Source organism: Rhizorhabdus sp., from assembly GCF_018006725.1.
In the GTDB taxonomy this organism is placed as follows: Bacteria; Pseudomonadota; Alphaproteobacteria; order Sphingomonadales; family Sphingomonadaceae; genus Rhizorhabdus.
Genome location: NZ_JAGMXV010000015.1, coordinates 21,449 through 43,780, shown reverse-complemented (window position 1 = coordinate 43,780; position 22,332 = coordinate 21,449). Strand labels below are relative to the sequence as shown.

Annotated in this window: 17 protein-coding genes; 6 read left to right on the top strand and 11 right to left on the bottom strand. The window is 66.3% G+C overall.

Translation table 11 applies throughout. The features are described 5' to 3' along the window. Both KAY22_RS04265 and KAY22_RS04260 read left to right on the top strand, forming a co-directional pair. A partial coding sequence (locus KAY22_RS04265) for an Ig domain-containing protein (RefSeq protein ID WP_296620398.1) occupies positions 1-2,562 on the top strand: 2,562 nt, incomplete at its 5' end. A 60-nt stretch (positions 2,563-2,622) separates the two neighbouring features. Beyond that, on the top strand, positions 2,623-3,444 hold the full coding sequence (locus KAY22_RS04260) for a TIM barrel protein (protein WP_296620396.1): 822 nt from the start codon (positions 2,623-2,625) through the stop codon (positions 3,442-3,444). 3 nt (positions 3,445-3,447) lie between these two features. Here the strand turns inward: KAY22_RS04260 and KAY22_RS04255 are convergent, their stop codons facing one another. Continuing rightward, complete coding sequence (locus KAY22_RS04255) at positions 3,448-4,224, bottom strand: SDR family oxidoreductase (RefSeq protein ID WP_296620394.1); 777 nt, start codon at positions 4,222-4,224, stop codon at positions 3,448-3,450. 114 nt (positions 4,225-4,338) lie between these two features. Between KAY22_RS04255 and KAY22_RS04250 the strand changes: the two genes are divergently transcribed. Continuing rightward, positions 4,339-5,178: a MaoC family dehydratase gene (locus KAY22_RS04250; protein WP_296620391.1), complete on the top strand. Its 840-nt coding sequence runs from the start codon at positions 4,339-4,341 to the stop codon at positions 5,176-5,178. 13 nt (positions 5,179-5,191) lie between these two features. Here the strand turns inward: KAY22_RS04250 and KAY22_RS04245 are convergent, their stop codons facing one another. The 9 genes from KAY22_RS04245 to KAY22_RS04205 form a co-directional block, all read right to left on the bottom strand. After that, positions 5,192-7,507 carry a molybdopterin cofactor-binding domain-containing protein gene (locus tag KAY22_RS04245; RefSeq protein ID WP_296620387.1) on the bottom strand — a complete coding sequence of 772 codons (2,316 nt, stop codon included), beginning with the start codon at positions 7,505-7,507 and terminating at the stop codon, positions 5,192-5,194. Then, a complete protein-coding gene (locus KAY22_RS04240; protein WP_296620385.1) occupies positions 7,504-7,968 on the bottom strand; it encodes a (2Fe-2S)-binding protein in 465 nt (154 codons plus the stop codon). Before KAY22_RS04240 ends, KAY22_RS04245 begins: the two co-directional genes overlap by 4 nt. A gap of 242 nt (positions 7,969-8,210) precedes the next feature. Then, positions 8,211-8,534: a hypothetical protein gene (locus KAY22_RS04235; protein WP_296620383.1), complete on the bottom strand. Its 324-nt coding sequence runs from the start codon at positions 8,532-8,534 to the stop codon at positions 8,211-8,213. Positions 8,535-8,867: 333 nt separating this feature from the next. Continuing rightward, positions 8,868-9,509 carry an isochorismatase family protein gene (locus tag KAY22_RS04230; protein ID WP_296620381.1) on the bottom strand — a complete coding sequence of 214 codons (642 nt, stop codon included), beginning with the start codon at positions 9,507-9,509 and terminating at the stop codon, positions 8,868-8,870. A 2-nt stretch (positions 9,510-9,511) separates the two neighbouring features. After that, on the bottom strand, positions 9,512-10,702 hold the full coding sequence (locus KAY22_RS04225; protein WP_296620379.1) for a CoA transferase: 1,191 nt from the start codon (positions 10,700-10,702) through the stop codon (positions 9,512-9,514). 3 nt (positions 10,703-10,705) lie between these two features. Then, complete coding sequence (locus KAY22_RS04220) at positions 10,706-12,592, bottom strand: hydantoinase B/oxoprolinase family protein (RefSeq protein WP_296620377.1); 1,887 nt, start codon at positions 12,590-12,592, stop codon at positions 10,706-10,708. Positions 12,593-12,606: 14 nt separating this feature from the next. After that, on the bottom strand, positions 12,607-14,655 hold the full coding sequence (locus tag KAY22_RS04215) for a hydantoinase/oxoprolinase family protein (protein WP_296620375.1): 2,049 nt from the start codon (positions 14,653-14,655) through the stop codon (positions 12,607-12,609). A 6-nt stretch (positions 14,656-14,661) separates the two neighbouring features. Continuing rightward, entirely contained in the window at positions 14,662-15,576 is a 915-nt protein-coding gene (locus KAY22_RS04210) for a hydroxymethylglutaryl-CoA lyase (RefSeq protein ID WP_296620374.1), read from the bottom strand. A 13-nt stretch (positions 15,577-15,589) separates the two neighbouring features. Further along, the gene (locus KAY22_RS04205) at positions 15,590-16,648 is read right to left on the bottom strand and encodes an LLM class flavin-dependent oxidoreductase (protein ID WP_296620373.1); all 1,059 of its coding nucleotides are present in this window, start codon (positions 16,646-16,648) and stop codon (positions 15,590-15,592) included. A gap of 279 nt (positions 16,649-16,927) precedes the next feature. On the opposite strand from KAY22_RS04205, the gene KAY22_RS04200 reads away from it, so the two are divergent. The 3 genes from KAY22_RS04200 (at position 16,928) to KAY22_RS04190 (ending at position 20,934) form a co-directional block, all read left to right on the top strand. After that, positions 16,928-19,387 (top strand): TonB-dependent receptor, encoded by a 2,460-nt coding sequence (locus tag KAY22_RS04200; protein WP_296620371.1) that lies wholly within the window; start codon positions 16,928-16,930, stop codon positions 19,385-19,387. Between the two features lie 53 nt (positions 19,388-19,440). Then, positions 19,441-20,196 carry a 3-oxoacyl-ACP reductase family protein gene (locus tag KAY22_RS04195; protein ID WP_296620369.1) on the top strand — a complete coding sequence of 252 codons (756 nt, stop codon included), beginning with the start codon at positions 19,441-19,443 and terminating at the stop codon, positions 20,194-20,196. Between the two features lie 78 nt (positions 20,197-20,274). After that, positions 20,275-20,934 carry a GntR family transcriptional regulator gene (locus tag KAY22_RS04190; RefSeq protein ID WP_296620367.1) on the top strand — a complete coding sequence of 220 codons (660 nt, stop codon included), beginning with the start codon at positions 20,275-20,277 and terminating at the stop codon, positions 20,932-20,934. Positions 20,935-20,959: 25 nt separating this feature from the next. On the opposite strand, the gene pcaF is transcribed toward KAY22_RS04190, so the two are convergent. Then, positions 20,960-22,159, bottom strand: a complete 1,200-nt coding sequence (gene pcaF, locus KAY22_RS04185) for a 3-oxoadipyl-CoA thiolase (RefSeq protein WP_296620364.1) — start codon at positions 22,157-22,159, stop codon at positions 20,960-20,962. Positions 22,160-22,332: the final 173 nt, after the last annotated feature.

The following is a 22,332-nucleotide window of genomic DNA, read 5'->3' as shown; positions in this document are numbered from 1 at the left end:
GCCGATGTCTATGCAGAAGGTGGCAGCGCTGAAACCGGCGAGGGCGGCAATGCCGTCGGCGGCACCATCCTGCTGGGGACGGTGAACGGGGGCCAGTCGATGGAGATGGGCAGCCTGTTCATGACCGCCGACGCTACGGGCGGCTTCGGCGATTTCCTCGGCGGCAGCGGGACGGCGGGAACGGTCGAACTCACATCGCGGGGTGCCGGGTCGCTCGTCAGCACCGGGGCGGTGGAGATCAGTTCCGACGGGCGCGGAGGTGGCGGCTTTAGTGGCGACGGAGGCAATGGCACGGGCGGGCTCGCCTGGCTGCACGCCGTTGACGGCGGCACGATCGAAACCGCGTCCAATGCCGTCTTGACGGCCAATGGCGAAGGCGGCGAGGGTGCCTCGGGCGGCACCGGCCGCGGCGGGCTGCCGCCCAACATCGATTCGGGTGGCCTAGACCCGTTCCGTGGCGCGGCAGCGACAGCCATATCGGGAACCATCGCCGTCAGCGGACAGCTAGCGCTGAGCGCCAACGGAAATGGCGGCGCTGCGACCGGTGGTCCTTTCGACGAGAATCGCGCCGGCAATGGCGTCGGCGGATATGTCGAGGTCGTGGCAATTCCCACCGCCAACGAGTCCAATCCTCTTGCATCCACGATCACCGCCACCGCGTTGATCGCCAGCGCCTCGGGCACTGGCGGCGCCGGACAGTCATCCTTTTCTCTCGGCGGCGGCGGAGTTGCCGGCGGCGACGGACAAGGTGGGCGGATCCTCGTCGCGGCCACTGCCGGTGTCGGCAATATCAGTTCCACGAACAGCTTTCTTACCGCGACCGGTACGGGCGGTGCGGGCGGGGACACGGGCGAAGGTCTGCCCGCGTCCGAAGCCATTCCCACCGCCGGCGCCGGTGGCAATGGCACCGGTGGCTTCGTGCAGGTCGGCGGCATCAGCGGCGCGGTCACCACGCAAGGGGACGGCCAGGCGTCGCTCGGCCCGCTGACCGTCTATGCGACCGGTATCGGCGGCGAGGGCGGGCGCGGCAATGACGGCGCGTTCGAAAGCAACGGCGGCAATGGTGGCGACGGCGGCATCGGGCAGGGCGGTGATATCGCGCTGACCGCCTATGGCGCACAGGTCGATGCCGGAGCGACCAGCCTTTACGCCTTCGGGCAGTCGGGCCAGGGTGGGCAGGGCGGCGAAGCGCCGACCGGCCAGCCTGGTGCAGACGGAGCGATCGGCAATGCCCTCGGGGGCAGTGTCGCGGTGCTGGTCTCGCCGCGCTTCGACGTGCCGAGCCAATTGGGAACGCTGACCCTCGCCAGCCTGACAATCGACGCGTCCGGCTCGCGCGGTCAGGCGATGAGCGGCGGCACCACGACCGCCGGGTCGTTCAAGATCAGCAACTCCGGCGGGAGCAGCGCGGGTGGTTCGCTGACCGTCGCCGGCGCTACCGACGTGACCGCGCTCGGTGACGTGGCGTCATCGGTGCGGAATGAGGTTTCCGCCGGTGGTGGAACGGTGCTGTTCGAAGGGGCCTTCACCGCCAATGTAACGGGACCGGTCGACTTTTTTCTCGACCCGGGCGGCACGCTTCAGTTCGCTGCCGCCTGCACGGTGAACGGGCAGCCCTGCACCCCGCCAGTTCTGCGCAATCCCGAGCCACCGGTTTTCGAGACGTCCGAATTGCCTGCTGCCACCAGCGGAACCGCCTATTCGGCGAGCATCGCTGCTTCGGGCGGCACGCCGCCTTACGGCTTCGCGCTCGCGAGCGGCGAGCTTCCCCCCGGCGTGACGCTGGGATCCGATGGCAGCCTCAGCGGCACTCCGACCGCATCCGGAACCTATAATTTCGAGGTCACGGTGACGGACGCCAACAACCAGCAGCAGACGATGGCCTTTTCGATCGGCGTCAGCGGGCCGGTCTCGCCGCCGCCTCCACCTCCGCCGGTGTCGCCGCCACCGCCACCGCCACCGGTATCGCCGCCGCCGCCGCCCGAAGTGCCGCCGCCCCCGCCGCCGGTGTCTCCGCCGCCACCGCCCGAGGTGCCGCCGCCGCCGCCGCCGCCGCCGGTTTCACCGCCGCCCCCGCCCGAGGTTCCACCCCCGCCTCCGCCGCCGGTTTCTCCGCCGCCACCGCCACCGGTGTCGCCCCCGCCGCCGCTGCAACAGCCGCAGGTGGTGCAAGCGGTGACGCGCGAGACGGCCAACATCGTCTCCAACGTACAGGCGTCGTTGACCGGGACACGCGTGGCCGGCGGCTCGGTTGCAACCGATGCGACCGGGAACGGCACGGGCGACGCCGGAGGATCTGCGACGGCGGCCGCGACCTCGTCTGCCAGCGGATCGGGCGACAGCGGCGATTCCTCGGCGGCCGACGAGGGCGGCGACGAGGAGAGCAGCGATAGCAGCAGCTCGGGCGGTTCCAGCCAGATGGCGGGACCTAACGTGCTGATCGATACCAGCACGATCGGTTCGACATCGGTCGAGATCGATACGCCGATTACGTCGGGCGGCAATGCCAGCCTGTGGCCGGGTGCCGATGGCCTGAACGACAGCCTCAACAGCGAGCGCTAGCGCCACCGCTGGCGAGGCCGGCTGGGTGACAGGAGCGGGGCCGGGTGGCAGGAGAGGAGGATGATCTCCCGCCTGTCGCTCGCCCCGCTTTCGCTGCCGGACCTGACGCCCGACGTCTTCCTGCGCACGGCGGCGGACGCGGGCTATCGTCGCGTTTGCCTGCGCCTCTTCGGTGGGGATGCGGTTCGACCCCGCCTGCTGTCCCCTACGCTCGTCGATGATCCGGTCATGGCGGTCGAGCTCGGTCGGATCGCTGACGGGGAGGGGGTCGCCATTACCGAGATCGAGGTGCTGATGATCGGCCGCAACAGCGACATCGCCTCCTGCGAGCCGATGCTGGCTGCGGGCGCCGCGATCGGCGCAAGGGTGCTGACCGTTTGTGTCGTGGACGAGGATATCGGCCGGGCGACCGACCGTATAGGCACACTCGCGCGGCTGGCGGGTGGCTACAGGATCGAGATCGGGCTGGAGTTCGCGCCATCCACCCGAATGCGTTCACTGGGCGAAGCGGTCGCGCTGCGGGCGCAGGCCGGTGAAAGCAATGTCTCCGTGGTCGTCGATGCGCTCCATCTGACCCGGTCGGGCGGCCGTGCGGCCGACGTCGCCGCTGCGTGCGAGGCTCCGCTCCGCCTCCTCCAGCTGTGCGACGCCCCGCTTGTCGCACCGGAAGATCCTGCCGACCGGCTGCGCGAGGCCCGCGATTTCCGGCTGGTGCCGGGCGAAGGGGAGATCGACCTCGTGTCGCTGATCCGCGCCATGCCCGAAGGTTGCGCGTTCAGCGTGGAGGTCCCCGATGCGCAGCGTGTCGCCCGGCTGGGCCCCGTCGGCCATGCGCGCAGGCTGCGCGAGGCGGCCGAACGCCTGTTCGCCGAGGTGAAGTAGATATTATTGGGCGGCCAGCCCGCCGTCGATCAGCAGCTCGGCCCCCGTCACGAACTTGGCCTCGTCCGAGCACAGATAGACCGCCGCCCAGGCGACGTCGTCGGTGTCGCCGACCCGGCCGATCGGGACCTGACGGGCGAGCTTCTCGATCATCGCTGCATGGTCGGCGCCCTTGGCGAGCGTATCGATCAGCGGCGTGTCGATGAAGGTCGGGTGGATCGAGTTGCAGCGGACCGCATAGCGCTGCTTCGCGCAATGGAGCGCGATCGACTTGGTCAGGTGGCGCACCGCCGCCTTGGAGGAATTATAGCTCGCGAAATTGGCCGAGGCGACCATTGCGGACACCGAGGATATGTTGAGGATCGCGCCGCCAAGGCCGGTGGCTTCGGTCGTCTTCGCCATCAGCGGCAACAGGCTGTGGCAGCCGAGGAATACGCCGTCGAGGTTGATCGCATGGCTGCGGCGCCAGGCGGAGAAATCGGTGTCCTCGACCGATCCGGGCACGCAAATGCCGGCATTGTTGACGAGGATGTGGATGCCACCGAGTGTGTGCTCTACGACCGCCGCCGCTTCTATCCAGCTGGCTTCGCTGGTGACGTCGAGCGTAGCGGCATGGCTGCCGGTTTCCGCTGCAGCGGTCCGCGCCTTGTTGCCATCGATGTCGGTGAACAGGACCGTCGCGCCCTCTGCTGCGAAACGGCGCCCGATGCCGAGCCCGATACCAGACCCTGCCCCCGTCACCAGCGCGATGCGCCCTGCCAGCCGTCCCGTTGCCGTCATTGCCGTCCGCCTCCCATGCCTGCGCGGCCGCTATGGCGGTTCCGGTCCTCGATCTCAATCGCTATGCCCGGCGGGTGAAGCGGCATCGGCCGGCTGCTATGGGAACGGGACGCGGTGGATATCGACAGGATAAGAGCGTGGGGGGCGGAACCGGCGACTGACGTCTATGACGCGCAGCGAACCATCCTCTATGGGCTGGGCATAGGCCTGACTCCGGATGGCCCCGATCTCGATTTCGTCTATGAAGCGCGGCTTCGGGCCTTTCCGACCTTGGCGGTCACGCTGGGTGCCGAGAATTTCCTGCGCGGCGAGCGCCATGGCGAACTCGACTGGAGTCAGGTCCTGCATGCGGCCCAGAGCGTCGAGTGGCATCGGCCGCTGCCGCCGACCGGGCGCGTCGTCGCACGGTCCGAGGTCGAGGCGATCGTCGATCGGGGCGCAGGTCGAGGTGCGCTGATCCAGCTCGCGCGGCACCTATCCGATGCTCAGGACGGCCAGCCGCTCGCGACGCTTCGCTTCACCCTGTTCGCTCGGGGCGACGGCGGCGGTGGCTTCTCCTTCGGATCGCTCGACATGCCCGCCGAACTGCCGGCGACCTCGCCCGACGACAGTCTTGCTCTTCCGACCCGGCCCGATCTTGCGGCGATCTATCGTCTGTCGGGCGATTTCAACCCGCTGCATATCGATCCCGACGCTGCGCGGCGTGCGGGCTTCGACCGTCCGATCCTGCATGGGCTGTGCAGCTATGGCATCGCCGCGCGAGCTCTCTCGACGATGCTACTCGACGGTGCATGCGAACGGCTCGCCCGGCTCGACGTCCGCTTCTCCGCACCCGTCCTGCCCGGCGACACGCTGGTGACCGAGCTCTGGCGCACGGGCGAGCGCGAGGCGCGCTTCCGGGTGCGCACCCGCGACGTCACCGTGCTCGACAAGGGGCTGGTCCGCTGGCGCTGAGCCGGCGATCCGGTCAGAGTGTCTGGACCTTCCCCGTCAGCTGATCCCCGATCGGCAACACGCGGATGCGGCGGCCCGTCGCGGCATGGATCGCATTGCACAGCGCAGGCGCGACCGGGGGAACGCCAGGTTCGCCCACCCCGCTCGGCGGTGTGTCGAGACCGCCGCCGACCAGATGGACGTCGAGCTTCCGCGGCGCGGCGTCGATGCGCAGCACGGGATAATCGTCGAAGCTGCCTTGCTGGACCGCGCCCTTGGCGAAACTGATCTCGCCGCTGAGCGCCAGGCTCAGCCCCATCATCACCGACCCTTCCATCTGCGCACGGATGCGGTCGGGGTTGACCTGCGCGCCGCAGTCGATCGCGATGTCGGCCTTGTGGATGGTCAGCTGCCCGTCGGTCACCGATACGGCGAAAGCGCAGGCGGTATAGCTCACGAAGCTGCGGTGGCAGGCGATTCCATAGCCCCAGCCCTTGGGCCGCTTGCCGTTCCAGCCCACGCCCTTGGCAGCCACCTCGACGACGCGGCGCAGACGCCCGGTATCGATCGGATACAGCGCCGGATCTTCGCCATAATTGGCGTCCTTGATCGAACGCGGGTCGATCAGGCGATCGGGGCCGAGAAGCCGCAGCAGATAGTCCTTTGGATCCTGCCCGGCAGCTTCGGCCAGTTCGGCGGCGAAGCACTGGATGGCGAAGGCATGGGGGATGTTGGCCACCGATCGGAACCAGCCGATCCGGGTGTGCGCCAGTGCCTCGCCCGTTTCGATGCGGACATTGGGAATGGCGAAGGGCATGCTCAACAGCCCCAGGCCGGTCTCCAGCCCCTGCTCGCGATCGATGCCGTCGGCGAAGATCGAGATGATCGAGGGCGATACGACACGATGGAGCCAGGCGGACGGCAGGTCGCCGTCCATCGCCGCCTCAAGCCGCTGAACCGCGACCGTATGATAATAATCATGGCGGACGTCGTCCTCGCGGCTCCACACGATCTTGATCGGGGTGCCCTTCATCGCCCGGCTGAGCATCGCTGCCTCGACCACGAAGTCGGGCTTCGACTTGCGGCCGAAGCCTCCGCCAAGGAAGGTCTGCCGGACGACCACCTTCGCCTTGTCGAGCTTCAGCATCGCAGCGAGCGTGTCGCGCGTGCCGCTCGGGTCCTGTACGCAGGCGAGCGCCTCGCAGCTCTCGCCGTCGCAGCGAACCACAGCCGCCGGCGGCTCCATGGTGGCATGGGCGATGTGCGGCAGATAATATTCGGCGACGACGCGCTTCTTCGCCTTGGACAGAGCCGCGTCCACGTCTCCTTCGTTGCGCACCGGCTGGCCCGGCTTGCGCGCATTTTCGAGCGAAAGGTCGCGATAGGCGCGCGAGTCGTAGCTGTCGTGGGGCGATGCCGCCCAGTCGATCTTCAGCGCGTCGCGGCCCTTCATCGCTGCCCAGCTATTCTTTGCGACGACGGCGATGCCGCCGAGCGGCTGGAACAGCGGCGGCCCTGCGGGCGCCGGCAGTTCGATCACGTCGACCACGCCCGTAACCGCGCGCGCCGCCGTGGCATCGAAAGACGCGACCTTCGATCCCATCACCGGCGGCCGGGCGACTGCCGCGAACAGCATGCCGGGCATGGTCGCGTCGATGCCATAGGTGGCGGTGCCGGTGGTCATCGCTTGTCCGTCATGCGCGAAGACGCGATCCTTGCCGACCATCGTCAGAGCCGATGCGTCCTTGAGCCGCACGATGTCGCGCGGCGGCACCGACAGCTTGGCGGCATCGTCGGCCAGATCGCCGAATGCGATCGAACGGCCGCTGCGAGCGTGGACGACCTTATGATCGCGGGCCTCCAGTTCGGCGAGCGGCGCGCCGAGGCGGGTCGAGGCCGCCTGCACGAGCATCATCCGCATCGCGGCACCGCAGCGGCGGAGCGGCGTCAGCCAGTGCCGGATGCTGCGTGATCCGTCGGTGTTCTGATTCCCGTAGCGCGCCTCGTCGCCCTCGGCCTGTCGGATAGACAGGCGGTTCCAGTCGGCGCCCATCTCATCGAGGATGATCATCGCCATGCTGCTGCGGATGCCTTGGCCCATCTCCGCGCGATGGCAGATGATGGTGATGCGGCCATCGGGCGCGAGTTGAACGAACAGCCGGGGATCGTCCCGCGCGCCGCCGGGCTGCGAATCCGCACCATATTTCGGCTCGTCCGCCGCCGACGCAGTGCCGGGAAGCGAGAGCGCGAGGACCAGGCCGGCACCGCTACCGAGCAGCATCCGTCGGCTGAGCTCGGGCGAGGGGACGAAGACCTCGGCGGTGTCTTCGGCGTGCAGGGGCGCGTTCATCGGCCGGCCTCCTGCGACGCCGCCCGCTTGATGGCGGCGCGGATACGGTCATAGGTGCCGCACCGGCAGATATTGCCCGACATGGCACTGTCGATATCGGCGTCGGTCGGCTTGGGGGTCATCTTGAGCAGGGCGGCGGCCTGCATGATCTGACCGGGCTGGCAATAGCCGCACTGGGCCACGCCGATCTCGCGCCACGCCTTCTGGACCGGATGATCGCCGCTGTCCGACAGGCCTTCGATCGTCGTGACCGAGAAGCCTTCGGCGGCCGACATCGGCGTCTGGCAGGAGCGGACGGCATTGCCGTCGAGATGGACCGTGCAGGCGCCGCAGAGCGCCTTCCCGCAGCCGAACTTGGTGCCGGGCAGGCCGATCTCGTCGCGCAGATACCAGAGCAGCGGCATGTCGGGATCGCCCGCATAGCTGCGCTCCTTGCCGTTGACCTTCAATGTGATCGACATCTCGCTCTCCCCCGTCGTCCGCTCTGGCCGTCGGCCCTTTCGGCGCAATTCATAGCGGGATCAGAAGCGAAGTTCACCCCCGCCGCACGGGGGTTACCGAAAAGGGATCACGTCATGAACGGGGTGCGCGGCGTCCGGCCGAGGGGGGAGGGCCGGACGCCGCGCTTCGGTGCAACCGGGAAGGAGCGAACCGGTGTGCCCGCTCCTTCTGGACCCCGGCACCTGTCGGGGACGTGCCCGGATCATGAATTGGCGGTAATGTTGCCGTATGGGACCTGCGACGGGGGGCGGGCGGCGAGGCGCAGACAATCCCAGAAAGCATCGACGCAGCGCAGGGCCAGGTCGGGCGAGCCGTCCGCGCCGACAATGTCATCGAGAACCGTACGCAACGCATCGCCGAAGCGGCTTGCTTGGCGCCGGTGTGGCAGGATCGCGTCGGGCTGCGGCGGCGTGCCGGTCGCGAGATGGGACAAGAGGTGGCGGAACAAGGCCCGTGCGGGCCGGTCACGAGCCTCGCTGCAGAGGCCGTCCCGGCGCATGCAGCGATCGAGCGCCGATTCGATCATGGACTGTCGATTGTGGAGAAGGGCGAGGTCCCTGGACGTCAGAAGACGGCTGGACGGAATGTCTGGGGGCATGGCTGTTCCGATCGCGCGACTGCCGGCCTCTGCTGATAGGGCGCTTCGGCAGGCTGGTGGACGAGAGGGAAGCCGAGAAGGGCTCCGCTACCGTGCCTCGGTGCCCGTCAGGCCCTCTGCAGGCCGCAGGGCTCCGAGGCGCGCGGGCGCGTCATCAGGCTGCTCCCATGGGCGCGAAAGCGGAGGAAGGCGGCGGAAAGGGCCATGCCCCAAATATAGGCGCAAGACCGGTGCAGGCAAGCCGATCCGGCGCGCGGGCGCTCAGCGGTCTCGCATGTCCGCGATGATCTGCAGGGCCTCGGCTTCGCCGACCACCTCGGCATATTTGGCCTGGAGGTCGAACAGATTGGCTTCGTGCGGTCCGGAGTGGCGGTCGCCGCAGGCGTCGCGGATCACGATCGGGATGAAGCCGTGCTGGCAGGCGTCGAGGGCAGTCGCGCGGACGCAACCCGAGGTCGAGACCCCGGTGATCAGCAGCGTGTCGATCCCGTGAGCGGAGAGCGTGGCCGCCAGATGCGTACCGAAAAAGGAGGAAGCGTAGCGCTTGGTGATCAGCAGATCGTCGCCTTCGGGCTTGAGGCTGTCAGGAAAGCGCGCCAGCGGATTGCCGCGCTCGAACACCTTGAGCGCCGGGACCTTGCGGTAGAAGACGCCGCCATCGGCGCCGCCCGGCTGATATTCCACATTGGTGAAGATGACCGGCACGCCGGCTTCGCGGGCGGCGGCGGCCAGTCTTTCGCAGCTGTGGAGGGCGGGCTCGACGCCCGCGTAAAGCGGCGAGCCCTCCTCCAGATAGGCGACGACGAAATCGATGATGATCAGCGCCGCCTTGCGCCCCGGACGGAGATGCCCGTCAAAGGCTCCCGCATAATTGTCGGAAAGATCCTTCTCCGGGCGTCCCATCGTCAGAGGATTCCTGCTTCCTTGAGCTCTGCCAGCTTCGCCTCGTCGAGGCCCAGCAACTCGCCGTAGATCTCGGCATTGTGCTGGCCCGGTGCCGACGGCGCCGCGCGGCGCACGCCGCTGGGAGTCTTCGACAGCTTGGGGAAGGCATTCTGCATCTTGAGCTTGCCGAACTTCTCGGTTTCGACCTCGATGATCGCCTCTCGCGCCTGGAAGTGCGGATCGGCGAGCATCTCCGGCGCGCGATAGACCCGGCCCGCCGGGATCGAATAGCGGACGGTGAGCTCTTCCAGCTCGTCGACGGTCAGCGTCTGCGTCCAGTCGTCGATCAGATTGTCGAGTTCGGTCTGGTTGATGCCGCGGGCGATATGCGTCGCATAACGCTCGTCCTCGCCCAGTTCGGCGCGGCCCATGGCGATCGCCAGGCGCTTGAAGATCTCGTCCTTGTTCGCACCGATCATGAACTCGCCGTCCTTGCAGCGATAGACGTTCGACGGCGCGATGCCCGGAAGGATCGAGCCCGAGCGTTCACGAATGATCCCCATCAGATCATATTCGGGAACAAGGCTCTCCATGACCTGCAGCACCGACTCATAGAGTGCGGCGTCGATCACCTGGCCCTGGCCGGTCTTTTCGCGTGCGTGGAGCGCGGCGAGCACGCCCATGCAGCCATAGGTCGCGGTCAGCGTGTCGCCGATCGAGATGCCCATGCGGCTCGGCGGCCGATCGGGCTCGCCGACGACATAGCGCCAGCCGCCCATCGCCTCGCCGATCCCGCCGAAGCCGGCGCGGTCGGCATAGGGGCCGGTCTGGCCATAGCCCGACATGCGGGCGATGATCAGGCCGGGCTGTTCGGCGAGCAGGACGTCGGGGCCCAGACCCCACTTCTCCAGCGTGCCGGGCTTGAAATTCTCGACCACCACATCGGCGTGGCGGATGAGCTCGCGGACCAGCTTCTGGCCCTCGGGAACGCGCAGATTGGCCGTTACCGAGCGCTTGTTGCGCGCGATGACCTCCCAATTGACCTTGCGGTCGCCCTGGCCCCATTGCCGCATCGGGTCGCCCGCGCCCGGCGGCTCGACCTTGATGATGTCGGCGCCCATGTCGCCGAGCAGCTGTCCGCAGAAGGGGCCGGCGAGGAGCTGACCCAGCTCCACCACCCGGATGTCCTTCAAAGCACCTGTGTTGTCCACGATTTACTCCGCAGCTTCGAGATGGGGCCAGGTCGGCTGGATCGGCGCGGGCAGGCCCGTCTCCGCCTCGCAGCCGGCACGCAGGGCGTCGATGCCCGGACCGAAATTGAACACCGTCGTCGGGCCGCGCTCCGACCGCATCCGGTCGCGCAGCGCGGTGGTCCCGGCGATGTCGATCGAACCGTCCTCGGCGATGACCACGCCATAGGCGCGGGCGCCCTCGATCGTGACCAGGCCCTGGGTGATCTCCTTGGCCACCAGCGCCGGGTCGCGTTCGAGCGGGTCGCCCCAGCCGCCGCCGCCCCAGGTGATGAAGTGGAGGATGTCGCCCGCCTCGACCGTGACATCTTCGACCTTGTTGCCGACGATGATCTCGGTGCCGTCGGCCTTTTCCAGGATCTTGCGCGCGCGGGCGCCCGGTTCGCCGCCGTTGACGCCCCAGGGCGGCACGAACCAGCGGTCGTCATGGATGCTGATCGTGCCCTCGGCGAGGAAGCGATAGCTCATGCGAATGCCGTTGCCGCCGCGGTTCAGACCGGCCCCGCCGCTGTCGGGCTCGGTCTCGTAGCGCTCGATCATCATCGGGAAATAGCGTTCGAGGAACTCGTTGGGCACGTTGGTGAAGCCCGGCCACAGCGAGTGGCCGTCGGGCCCGTCGCCCATCGGACGGCCGGGAATGCCGCCGAAGCCGATCTGGAACAGCTGGAACCACTGATTGCCTTTGCCCGGGCGGGTGTCGTTGCCCGAGTAGAACAAGTGCGGCGAGGAGGAGAAGCCGGCCGCATTGAGGAACTCCGGCGTCTTCTGACCCAGCAGACCGCCCAGAATGTCGAAGATGCGACCCAGCGCATGGGTGCGTCCCGACAATGCCGCCGGGAATTTCGGCTTGAGCAGCGAGCCTTCGGGAATCCGCACCTCGATCAGGTCGTAAAACCCGTCGTTGAACAGGATCTGCGGGTCGAAGACCATGATCATGTAGATGCCGAAGAACATCTTGAACATGTTTTCGTTCAGATAGAAGTTGATCGACGCACTGCTCTGCGGATCGGTGCCGTCGAAGTCGAGGACGACCTTCTCGCCCTCGCGGCGCATCGTGCATTTGATCTTGTACGGGCCGTAGCCCATGCCGTCGTCGCAGATATAATCCTCAAAGCTGACCGGCTCTTCGGACACGGCCTGGCCGAGCAGCTGCTTCATCGCGCGATGGTTGCGCGCGAGCAGCTCCTGCGTGGCGGAGACGTAAACGTCTTCGCCGAAGCGTTCGGCGATCTCGGCAACGCGGCGAGCAGCCACGCGGCAGGAGGCGATCAGCGCGTTGAGGTCGGCCTGGCACCAGTCGGGCTTGCGGGTCTGGTGCATGACGAGCTTCATCAGGTCCGAATTATATTCGCCCTTGCGCCAGATCTTGACCGGCGGGATGCGGACGCCTTCCTCGAAGATCGAATGGGCGTTGATCGGCATCGAGCCCACGACCTTGCCGCCGATATCCGACTGGTGGCCGAACATAGCGGTATAGGCCAGCAGGCGGCCGTCCTTGAACACCGGCAGCAGCACGAGCCAGTCGTTCGAGTGGCTGATCGCGCCCTCGCAGCTATAGGGGTCCGACAGGAAGATCATGTCGCCTTCCTCGAGCGTGCCGTCGAAGCTCTTGAGGAAGCCGCCGATGAACGAGCCGAACTGGCCGACGATCATCTTGCCGGTATGGTCTGCGATCAGCGGAAATGCGTCGCCCTGTTCGCGAATGCCGGGCGACATGGCGGTGCGCACAAGGGTGGCATCCATCTCGATCCGGGCGTTGCGCAGCGCGTTTTCGATCACCTCGAGCGTGACGGGGTCGATCTCGACCCGGTTGAACGGGGTCTGGTTGGTCTGGACGATCGTTGCGGGCATGACTGTCCCCTCCCTCAGGCCAGGTTGATCAGGATGTTGCCGACATGGTCGACGGTGGCGACGCAGCCGCTCTCGATCAGCGTGGTCGAGTCCATTTCGATGACGATCGCCGGGCCGGGGATGATGTCGCCCTGGCGCAGCTTCGACCGGTCATAGATGACCGCCGGCTGCTCCTTGCCGTCCATCCACAGGCTGTGGTCGCGCATCTTGGCGGCAATCGGATTGCCGTCGCCCTTGGGCAATTCGGCTGCAGGCAGGTCGAGCGCGCGGCCCAGCGCGACGGCGCGCAGGTTCACGATCTCGTGCGGTGTATCCATGTTGAAGGTGAAGAGCCGGTGATGCTCCTCGTCAAAGCGCTTGAGCACGCCGGCGATGCCGTCCTGACGCAGCAGGTCCGAGCTGATCGTCAGCGGCACTTCGAAGGCCTGGCCCGCATAGCGAACGTCGACTTCGAACAGGCTCGTGATCTCGGAATCGGGCACGCCGTCCGACTTCAGCTCGGCGCGGGTCTGTTCGGCCATTTCGTCGAGAATGGCGATCAGTTCCTCGGCCTTGGTGTTGGTGGCGAGGCGCGAGAAGCTGCGCGCGGTTTCGGTGCGCATCTGCGTGGTCGCATCGCCCAGCGCGCAGAGCACGCCGGGGCTGACCGGGGAGACGGCAGGCCAGCTGCCCATCAGCCGGGCGACCGCGTTGACATGGAGCGGACCGGCGCCGCCAAAGCCCATCAGGGCGAAGTCGCGCGGATCATAGCCCTGCTGGACCGAGATCATGCGCAGCGCACCGAACATATTCTCGTTGACGATGTCGATGATGCCTCGTGCGGCTTCCATCAGGCCGATGCCGAGTGCGTCCGCGATCGTCTGCACCGCCTTCTTCGCGCCCTCGCGGTCGAGCTTGAAGGTGCCGCCGAGCAGCGCTTCGGGCAGATAACCGAGCACGACATTGGCGTCGGTGACGGTCGGCAGCGTGCCGCCCTTGCCATAGGCGACCGGGCCGGGGACCGCGCCCGCCGACTGCGGACCGACGCGCAGCGCCTTGGTCAGTTCGGGCACATAGGCGATCGATCCGCCGCCGGCGCCGACGGTCTTCACGTCGAGCGCCGAGGCGCGGACCGAGAGGTGGCCGACTTCGGTGGTACGGACGCGGCGCGCCTCGAGATTTTCGATCAGCGCCACGTCGGTCGAGGTGCCGCCGACGTCGAGGGTCAGGATGTTCTTGATGCCGGCATTGCGGCCGACCCAGATCGCCCCGGTGACGCCGCCCGCAGGGCCCGACATCAGGATGTTGACCGGATGCTCCTCGGCCTTCTGCGCGGACATGAGGCCGCCGTCCGAGCGGAGCAGCGACAGCTTGCCGGCCATGCCCGCCGAGGCGAGCTTGTTGCGCAGATTGGAAACATATTTGCCCACCACCGGACGGACCGAGGCGTTGGCGACGGTCGTCAGGGTGCGCTCATATTCCTGCATTTCGGGCAGGACTTCGTGGCTCAGCGATACCGGAACGCCAGGCAGAACCTCGGCCGCCAGTTCGCCGACGCGTTTCTCATGCGCACCGTTGAGATAGGCGTTGATCAGGCTGACCGTGATCGCCTCGACGCCCTGCGCCTTCAGGAATTCGAGCTGGGCGCGGATGTCGTCGTCGTCGATCGGACGGACTTCCTGGCCGTCGGCGTTCATCCGGCCTTTGATCGTGACAGTGTCTTCGAGCGCGGCGAGCGGCTGCGGCTTCGGCCACACGATCCAGCCGGCAAGACCGCCCGGCACATAGCTGCGCGCGATCTGCATGATGTGGCGATAGCCCTCGGTCGTCACCAGGCCGACGCGCGAGCCCTTGCCTTCCAGCACCGCATTGGTGGCGACGGTGGTGCCGTGCAGGAAGAACTCCACGTCAGCCGGCGTGACGCCGGCCTTCTCGCAGATGGCGACGACGCCGTTGAGGATGCCCTCCGAACTGTCGTGCGGGGTCGACGGCGTCTTGTGACGCCAGAAGGCGCCGCTTTCGACGTCGAATAGGAGGAGGTCGGTGAAGGTTCCTCCGACGTCCACGCCCAGGCGATAACCCATTCGCTTCTACTCCTGTACGGTCTTGGGGAAGAGCGGCGCCAGCGCCACCATCCCGGGAAGTTTGCGTTGCATGATCTCGCTGAACCAGGCGTTGGCCTCGATGAGGCGGCCCAGGTCCATGCCCGTGTCCACGCCAGCCCGATGCAGCATATAGACGACATCCTCGCTGGCGACGTTGCCGGCCGCACCCGGCGCGAAGGGGCAGCCGCCCAGTCCGCCGAGGGCCGCGTCGACGATTGTCGCACCCGACTGGACCGCAGCCCAGACATTGGCGATGCCGGTGCCGCGCGTGTTGTGGAAGTGAACGCGCACCGGAATCGGCGCAACCGCTTCGACGACTTTGTTCACCAGCCGGGACACGCTCGCCGGATCCGCGACGCCGATCGTGTCGGCCAGGCCGATTTCGATCGGGTTCGCCTCGGCCAGCGAGCGGGCCATAGCGACGACGCGGTCCGGATCGACCTCACCTTCGAACGGGCATCCGAACGAGGCGCCGATCGTCACCTGCCCCTTCAGGCCGGCATTTTGCGCCGCACGGATGATGGCCTTCGCGGCTTCGACCGACTCGTCGCTCGTCTGGCCCTGGTTCGCCATGGCGAAACTGTCGGTCGAGACGCAGACCGCACCAAGTTCGTGGAGGCGGCCCGTGGCGATGGCACGTTCGGCGCCGCGCATGTTCATGACCAGGCCGATATAGCTGACGCCGTCGGCTTCGGGCAGGAGCGCGCACACCTCATCCGCATCCGCCATCTGCGGCACCCGGCGCGGGTTCACGAAGCTGGTTACCTCGATACGGCGCGCGCCGGCGTCGATCGACCGGCGAACCAGTTCGACCTTGTCGGCGGTCTCGATGACCTGCTTTTCATTCTGCAGCCCGTCGCGAGGTCCGACCTCGACGAAGCTGATCCTGTCGATCGTCACTGTTGCTATCCGTTCAATATTTGACCTTGGGAGCGATCTTCTCGCCGAACTCGCGAATGCCGGCGGTGAAGTCGAGCCAGCTCATCATCACGCCGGGTACGCCGGTTTCCGCGACGATGTCGTTGATCTTGCTGGCCACCGTTTCAGGTGTGCCGCACAGCAGCGGGAAGCTCATGAACGCCATGTTGCCCTGCTCGGCGGGCAGGTCGAGCGCGGCCTGGAGGTGCGAACTCGAGCCGCCCTCATTGGTGTCGAGCGCGGCGCTGCCGAGGATGTTGCCGATTGCCGAGCGATCCGCCTTGGCGATCACATCGTCGGCCAGCCTCTGCGCTTCGGCGTCGGTGCGACCGGTGATAACTGCGTAGAGTGGCAGCGTGCCGACCTGCCGGCCCACGGCAGCGGCCTTTTCGTTCATGGTTGACGTGAATTTCTTGAGATTTTCCGTCCCCGTCATGACGAAGCTGTAGTCGGCATTGTTGACGGTGAAATCGAGCCCCTTGGGCGACTGGCCGGCGCTGACGATGGTGGGCATCTTGGCAGGCTTCGGGGAGACGGTCGCGCGGTTCAGCTTGAAGAACTCGCCGTCGTGCGTGACTTCGTCCTCGGTCCACAGGCGCTTGACCACATGGATATATTCGGCGGCATAATCGTAGCGCCGCTCATAATAGTCGCTGCCCGGCCAGATTCCCATCGATTCATATTCGATGTGGTTCCAGCCGGTGACGATGTTCAGGCCGCAGCGTCCGCCCGAGATGTCGTTGATCGTGGCGATCATCCGGGCGCACACGGCGGGGTGGGTGGTGAGAAGGGTGGTGCTGGGGATCAGCTGGATCTTCGAGGTGCGGGCGGCCATGCCGGCGCACAGCGTGAAGGTCTCGAGGCAGCCGTCCCAATAGCCGGTGGTGCCGCCGAAGCCCTTCCACTTCATCATCGCGAGAGCGAAATCAAATCCCTGACGTTCGGCTTCCAGCGTTGCTTCGAGATTATGCTCGAAGCTGGGATCGTAGAGCGGTGCGGCCTCGGAAATAGTGAAGCCGTTGCGCGCGCTGGGCAGAAACACACCGTATTTCATGAAGCCTCCCTCGGGACTGGGTCAGTGGCAGGGCTTGATGTGCCGACCTTGGCCGACCAGTTGGATTTTGTGTACCAAAAATTCAGCGTTGTGCACTAATTTTCTGCCTGTGGCGCAAAAACACCGCTTCAGGCGGAAAAACGAGGCGCAAAACAAAGGGCTTGCAAAGAGATTTTATACAGTCACAACTTTTTTGTGTACGAACATCCCGATTCGCGGCACTATCTGCGTAACGAAAAGAGATGCCGCGCAGGGGGAAGCTCAAAAGGGGAGCCGTTTATGCTGAAGATTCGCTCGGTTTTGCTCGGTAGTGTCGCGATGCTGGCCTTCGGGGGTCAGGGTGTTCAAGCGCAGGAAACCCCGTCCGGGGCGGTCGACGGACAGCAGGAAATCACCGTTACCGCTCGTCGTCAGAGCGAACGCCTTGTCGACGTTCCGGCCTCGGTTTCGGTGCTCACTGCCGAAAATCTCCGCTCCTCCGGTATCGTCACGACGGAACAGGCGATCGCCTTCACGCCCGGCGTGACGATCGTGTCGAACGCCGCGCAGGTCGGCGACGCGCAGATCAACATTCGCGGCGTCAACGGCGCCCGCGACGCGGAGAGCAACGTCGCGCTGGTCGTCGACGGCATTCTCAAGACCAACACGGCCGCCATCAACCAGTATCAGGGCGACCTGCAGCAGTTCGAAGTGCTGAAGGGACCGCAGGGCGCCTATTATGGTCGAGGCGCGACCGCGGGTGCTTTCGTGCTCACCACCAAGAAGCCCGGCAAGACGCTCGAAGCAAGCGGTCGTGGCTATCTTGCGACGCAGAATGGGCAACTCGCCGAAGGCTCGGTCTCCGGTCCGCTCAGCGACACGCTCGGCTTCGTCCTGTTCGGCCAGTATCGCCACACCGACGGCTTCTACCGCAACAACGGCCCGACCAGGGACGTTCAGGGCAAGATCGTCGACAACTACCGGGGCTGGAGCCTCGGCGGGCGGCTCGTCTATGACCCGACCGACCGCCTGTCGATCGACATGAAGGCACGCTATGGCGAGGTGAAGGCTGCTGCGCTGAACTTCGAGGCTATTTTCGCTCTGCCCGATTTCGCGACCGGCCTGAACAGCCCGAAATTCTTCGAGGACGTCAACGATCACACCCGCTTCAACTATCAGCGGAACATCAAGAACCGCGACAATCAGCGGACGGTCGAAGCCTCGATCAAGGCCGATTACGAGTTCGATACGGCGAAGCTGACCGGCTGGGTGTCCTATTCGGACATCGACGAGACGCTCGTCGGTGACGCGTCGGCTGCCTCGCTCGGGCGCTTCAACAACCAGCCTTCCTGTATCGCCAGCACGGCCGCGCTGTTCGCCGCCGGCGTGACGCTGCCGGCGCCGCTCGCCCTCGGGCCGACGCCCGCCGCCTCGCTGTTCGGCCCATTTGGTCCGACGACCTGCGACGGCATTCAGGTCACCGTCCGCGACCAGAAGGACATCAGCGCCGAAGTCCGGCTCGTCTCGACCACCGACGGTCCGCTGTCCTGGTCGGTCGGCGCTTATTATCTGCACATCAACCGCCATTATGGCGTGGCGGTGAACGAGGATACCGGCCAGGGTTCTCTCGACACGCTGTACAACCCGCCGGGCTCGATCAATCCGACCTCGCAGCTGTTCGACGACAAGCTGCTTACCGACGCTTATGCGGCCTTCGGCTCGCTGCAGTACAAGCCGACCGACAAGCTCACCGTGTCGGGCGCGCTGCGCTATGACCGGGAAGAGCGCAAGGTCGAGCCGCTGGTCCCGAACGTGCTCGACCCGGTCACCGGCGGCCCGATCAACCCGGGCTTTTCGGTCGGATCGCTGGTGCCGAAGAAGAAGACCTACCAGCTGGCGCAGCCCAAGTTCACCGCGCGCTATGAGGTCACGCCGGACGTCAATCTCTATGTCGACTATGGCGTGGGCTTCAAGGCCGGCGGCTTCAACAGCCAGGGCTCTGGCGCGATCATCGACCAGTTCTTCAACCAGCTGCTCGGATCGAATCTCGGCGTGGCCGACGACTACAAGAAGGAAAAGTCGAACGCGATCGAGGCCGGCTTCAAGCTCCGCCTCGCGGATGGCAAGCTGCAGATCGATGGCGCGGTCTATCGCAACATCGTTCGCGACATGCAGTTCTTCGAGTTCTACACGGGCACTTTCGGCCTGCTGCGCGTCGTGTCGAACATCGACAAGGTCCGCCTGCAGGGCGCTGAACTCGGCGTCCTCTATCGTCCGGTTCGCGGTGTGACGCTGACGGTGGGCGGCAACGTCCTCGACAGCAAGATTCTGCGCAACTCGGTCCGTCCGGACACGGTCGGCAACAAGTCGCCCTACACGGCCGACTACACCCTTAACGCCGGTCTGCAGCTCGAACAGCCCGTTTCGGATACGCTCGACCTGACCTTCAAGGCCGATTACCGCCTGACCGGCCCGACCTGGTTCCACGTTGTGCAGAACCAGAAGCGCCGGACGATCTTCGACGTGTTCTTCCCGGGCCTCGGCACGGGCGATTATTCGAAGTCGCAGCGCGATGCCTATGGCATCCTCAACCTGCGTGCGGGTGTGAAGTCGCAGAACTGGCGTCTGACCGCCTTCGTGAACAATGTGTTCAAGAAGCGCTATCTCGAAGAAGTCATCCCGGCTCCCGAGTTCGGCGGCTCCTTCTCGACTCCGGGCCAGCTGCGCACGATCGGCGTCGAAGCCGGCTTCAACTTCTGACGCGACAAGGGTGGCCGGGCTTGCCCCGGCCACATCTTTCAGGAGGCGACGGCATGAGATTGCAGGACAAGAGCGCACTCGTGACCGGCAGCAGTTCCGGTATCGGCGAGGCGGTCATCCTGGCCTTCGCCCGCGAAGGCGCTTCCCACCTGATCGTCAACTATCCCGACGAACGCGAACGTGAGCGGGCCGAGGCAGTCGCGCAGCGCGCGTCGGAACTCGGCGCCAAGGCGATCGCCCTGCGAGCCGACGTCAGCGACGCCGATGCCGTTGCTGCGCTGGTCGAGCAGGCCGAAGCCTTTGCCGGCAAGATCGACATCCTCGTGAACAATGCCGGCATCGGCCATGCCGATCCGGTCGAAAGTCTGTCGGTCGAGACATGGGACCGCGTGATCGGCATCCACCTGCGCGGGACCTTCCTCGTCACCAGGGCCGTCCTGCCCGGCATGTATGCGCGCAACAGCGGGCGGGTCATCAACACCGCATCGCAACTCGCCTATAAGGGCGCACCGGGTCTGTCGGCCTATACGGCCGCCAAAGGGGGCATCCTGTCCTTCACCCGGTCGCTCGCGCTGGAGATCGGCGAACGCGGGGTGCGGGTGAACTGCGTGGCGCCCGGCGCGACGCGGACGCCGATCCTCGAGGCGGTGCCGCCTTCGGTGCTGGAGGCCGTGCGCGCCGCCATTCCGACGGGCCGGATCGCCACGGTGGAGGATATCGCACCAGCCTATGTCTTTCTGGCTTCAAGCGACGGTGACCATTTCCAGGGACAGTGCATCAGCCCCAATGGCGGAGATCAGTTTCTCTAGGCTGGAACGGGTGGCAAGCGTGGAAGCGCCTTGGTAAGGGCCCTGTCTCGATTAGTATACAATTTGCCGCGGGGACAGATGTCGAAATCATCCGAACAGGCCTATCGACTGATCCGCGGCGCGATCCTGCAAGGCCATTTTCCCGCCGGCCAGTTCGTGCCCGAGGACGAATTTGCGCACTATTGCGGGATGTCGCGAACGCCGGTGCGGGAAGCGATCGCGCAGCTGGTCGCCGAAATGCTGCTGCAACGCTCGGATACCAATCGTGTGTTCGTGCCGGTCTGGTCCGACGAGGACTATGAAGAGCTGTTCACGCTGCGTGCCTATCTGGAAAGCCATTGCGCGCAACGCGCCGCGCGCTTCATCACGGCCGAACAGATCGAAGAACTCAAAAGCCATTACGCCTTCATCGAGCGCGCCATAACGCTGCGGCCCGATGCCAGCGTATCCGACTTCGTCGAGGGGAACCGGCGCTTCCACCGGGTGCTTATGCGGGCGGCTCAATCCGAGCGGCTTAACCAGCTGATGCAGCTGGTGGTGAACCAGATCGTCATCCATCGTACGGCCGAACGCTATTCGGCGTTGGACATGGCCCGCAGCCAAAGCGACCATTTCGATCTGATCACTGCGCTCGAGGCGCACGACGCCGAATGGGCCGGGTCGATCGCGACCAGCCACATCCGGCGCGCGGCCGGCGCCTATCGGCAGAATCGCGATCGTCTGGCGAACGGGGAGTAATCTGAGGTTAGCCGATAAGCGGCTGTCAGACCCGTTCGACCGCGAGGGCGAGGCCCTGACCGACACCGATGCACATCGTCACCAGCGCCCGCCGACCGTCGCGTGTTTCCAGTGCATGGACCGCCGTCTGAACCAGACGAGCGCCCGTCATGCCGAGCGGATGGCCGAGCGCGATGCCGCCGCCATGCGGGTTCACATGCTCCGCATCGCCGGGAATGCCGAAATCGGCCAGCGAGGCCAGCACCTGCGAGGCAAAGGCTTCGTTGAGTTCGATGACATCGAAGTCGCTGATGGAGAGCCCCAGCCGGTCGAGCAGCTTGCGCGTCGCCGGGACGGGACCGATGCCCATGAGGCGCGGTTCGACCCCGGCGGTCGCCATGCCCAGCACCCGTGCGCGGGGCGTGAGGCCATGACGTTTCGCGGCGGTCTCGCTCGCCAGAAGCAGGGCGGCAGCGCCGTCGTTCACGCCCGAGGCATTGCCGGCCGTGACGGTACCGCCGGGACGCACGATCGGCTTGAGCGCGCCAAGCGCTTCCAGCGTTGTATCGGCACGCGGATGTTCGTCGCGGTCGACGGTGATGTCGCCCTTCCGGCCCTTGATCGTCACCGGCACGATCTCCTCGGCGAAAAAGCCTGCGGCGTGCGCGGCTGCGGCGCGCTGCTGGCTGCGGAGCGCGTAGGCGTCCTGAGCGGCGCGCTCGATGCCATGGGCGTCGGCGACATTCTCGGCGGTCTCGGGCATCGAATCGGTGCCGTACAGGCTCTGCATCCGGCGGTTGACGAAGCGCCAGCCGATCGTCGTGTCGGCGATCTCCGCGTCGCGCCCGAACGGTTTGTCCGACTTGGCGAGGACGAAGGGCGCGCGCGTCATGCTTTCGACCCCGCCGGCGATCGCGACGTCGATCTCGCCCAAGCGGATCGCGCGCGCCGCCGTGCCCACCGCATCGGCACCGCTGGCGCAGAGCCGGTTCAGCGTCACCCCGCCGACGCCGACCGGCAGCCCGGCGAGGAGCCCCGCCATGCGCGCCACATTGCGATTGTCCTCGCCCGCCTGGTTGGCACAGCCGAGGAAGACATCGTCGACCGCCGCCGGATCGATGCCGCTCCGCTCGACCAGTGCGCGGATCGGTATCGCGGCGAGGTCATCGGTGCGCACCATCGACAGCGCGCCGCCATGGCGGCCGATGGGCGTGCGCAGGGCGTCGCAGATATAGGTTTCGGTCATGGTCGTCACTCCGCTGTCGACGCGATCGCCACGGAGGGCGACCGCCGCTATTAGTTTAGCCTTAAAGCAAATTGTGCGGCGCACCGCGAAAGGAAAATTAGGCGCGGGCCTACTATTTTAAGATTGAACCAAGCCCTTGCCCCCGTCAGATGGTCTCTTGCCCGTCGATCGCG

Excerpts from the sequence above, each read along its gene's own strand:
- KAY22_RS04190 (WP_296620367.1), top strand. The coding sequence starts at position 20,275 with ATGTCGAAATCATCCGAACAGGCCTATCGACTGATCCGCGGCGCGATC.
- KAY22_RS04245 (WP_296620387.1), bottom strand. The coding sequence starts at position 7,507 with ATGAACGCGCCCCTGCACGCCGAAGACACCGCCGAGGTCTTCGTCCCC.
- KAY22_RS04260 (WP_296620396.1), top strand. The coding sequence starts at position 2,623 with ATGATCTCCCGCCTGTCGCTCGCCCCGCTTTCGCTGCCGGACCTGACG.
- pcaF (WP_296620364.1), bottom strand. The coding sequence starts at position 22,159 with ATGACCGAAACCTATATCTGCGACGCCCTGCGCACGCCCATCGGCCGC.
- KAY22_RS04235 (WP_296620383.1), bottom strand. The coding sequence starts at position 8,534 with ATGATCGAATCGGCGCTCGATCGCTGCATGCGCCGGGACGGCCTCTGC.
- KAY22_RS04240 (WP_296620385.1), bottom strand. The coding sequence starts at position 7,968 with ATGTCGATCACATTGAAGGTCAACGGCAAGGAGCGCAGCTATGCGGGC.
- KAY22_RS04255 (WP_296620394.1), bottom strand. The coding sequence starts at position 4,224 with ATGACGGCAACGGGACGGCTGGCAGGGCGCATCGCGCTGGTGACGGGG.
- KAY22_RS04205 (WP_296620373.1), bottom strand. The coding sequence starts at position 16,648 with ATGAAATACGGTGTGTTTCTGCCCAGCGCGCGCAACGGCTTCACTATT.
- KAY22_RS04195 (WP_296620369.1), top strand. The coding sequence starts at position 19,441 with ATGAGATTGCAGGACAAGAGCGCACTCGTGACCGGCAGCAGTTCCGGT.
- KAY22_RS04200 (WP_296620371.1), top strand. The coding sequence starts at position 16,928 with ATGCTGAAGATTCGCTCGGTTTTGCTCGGTAGTGTCGCGATGCTGGCC.
- KAY22_RS04220 (WP_296620377.1), bottom strand. The coding sequence starts at position 12,592 with ATGCCCGCAACGATCGTCCAGACCAACCAGACCCCGTTCAACCGGGTC.
- KAY22_RS04215 (WP_296620375.1), bottom strand. The coding sequence starts at position 14,655 with ATGGGTTATCGCCTGGGCGTGGACGTCGGAGGAACCTTCACCGACCTC.
- KAY22_RS04230 (WP_296620381.1), bottom strand. The coding sequence starts at position 9,509 with ATGGGACGCCCGGAGAAGGATCTTTCCGACAATTATGCGGGAGCCTTT.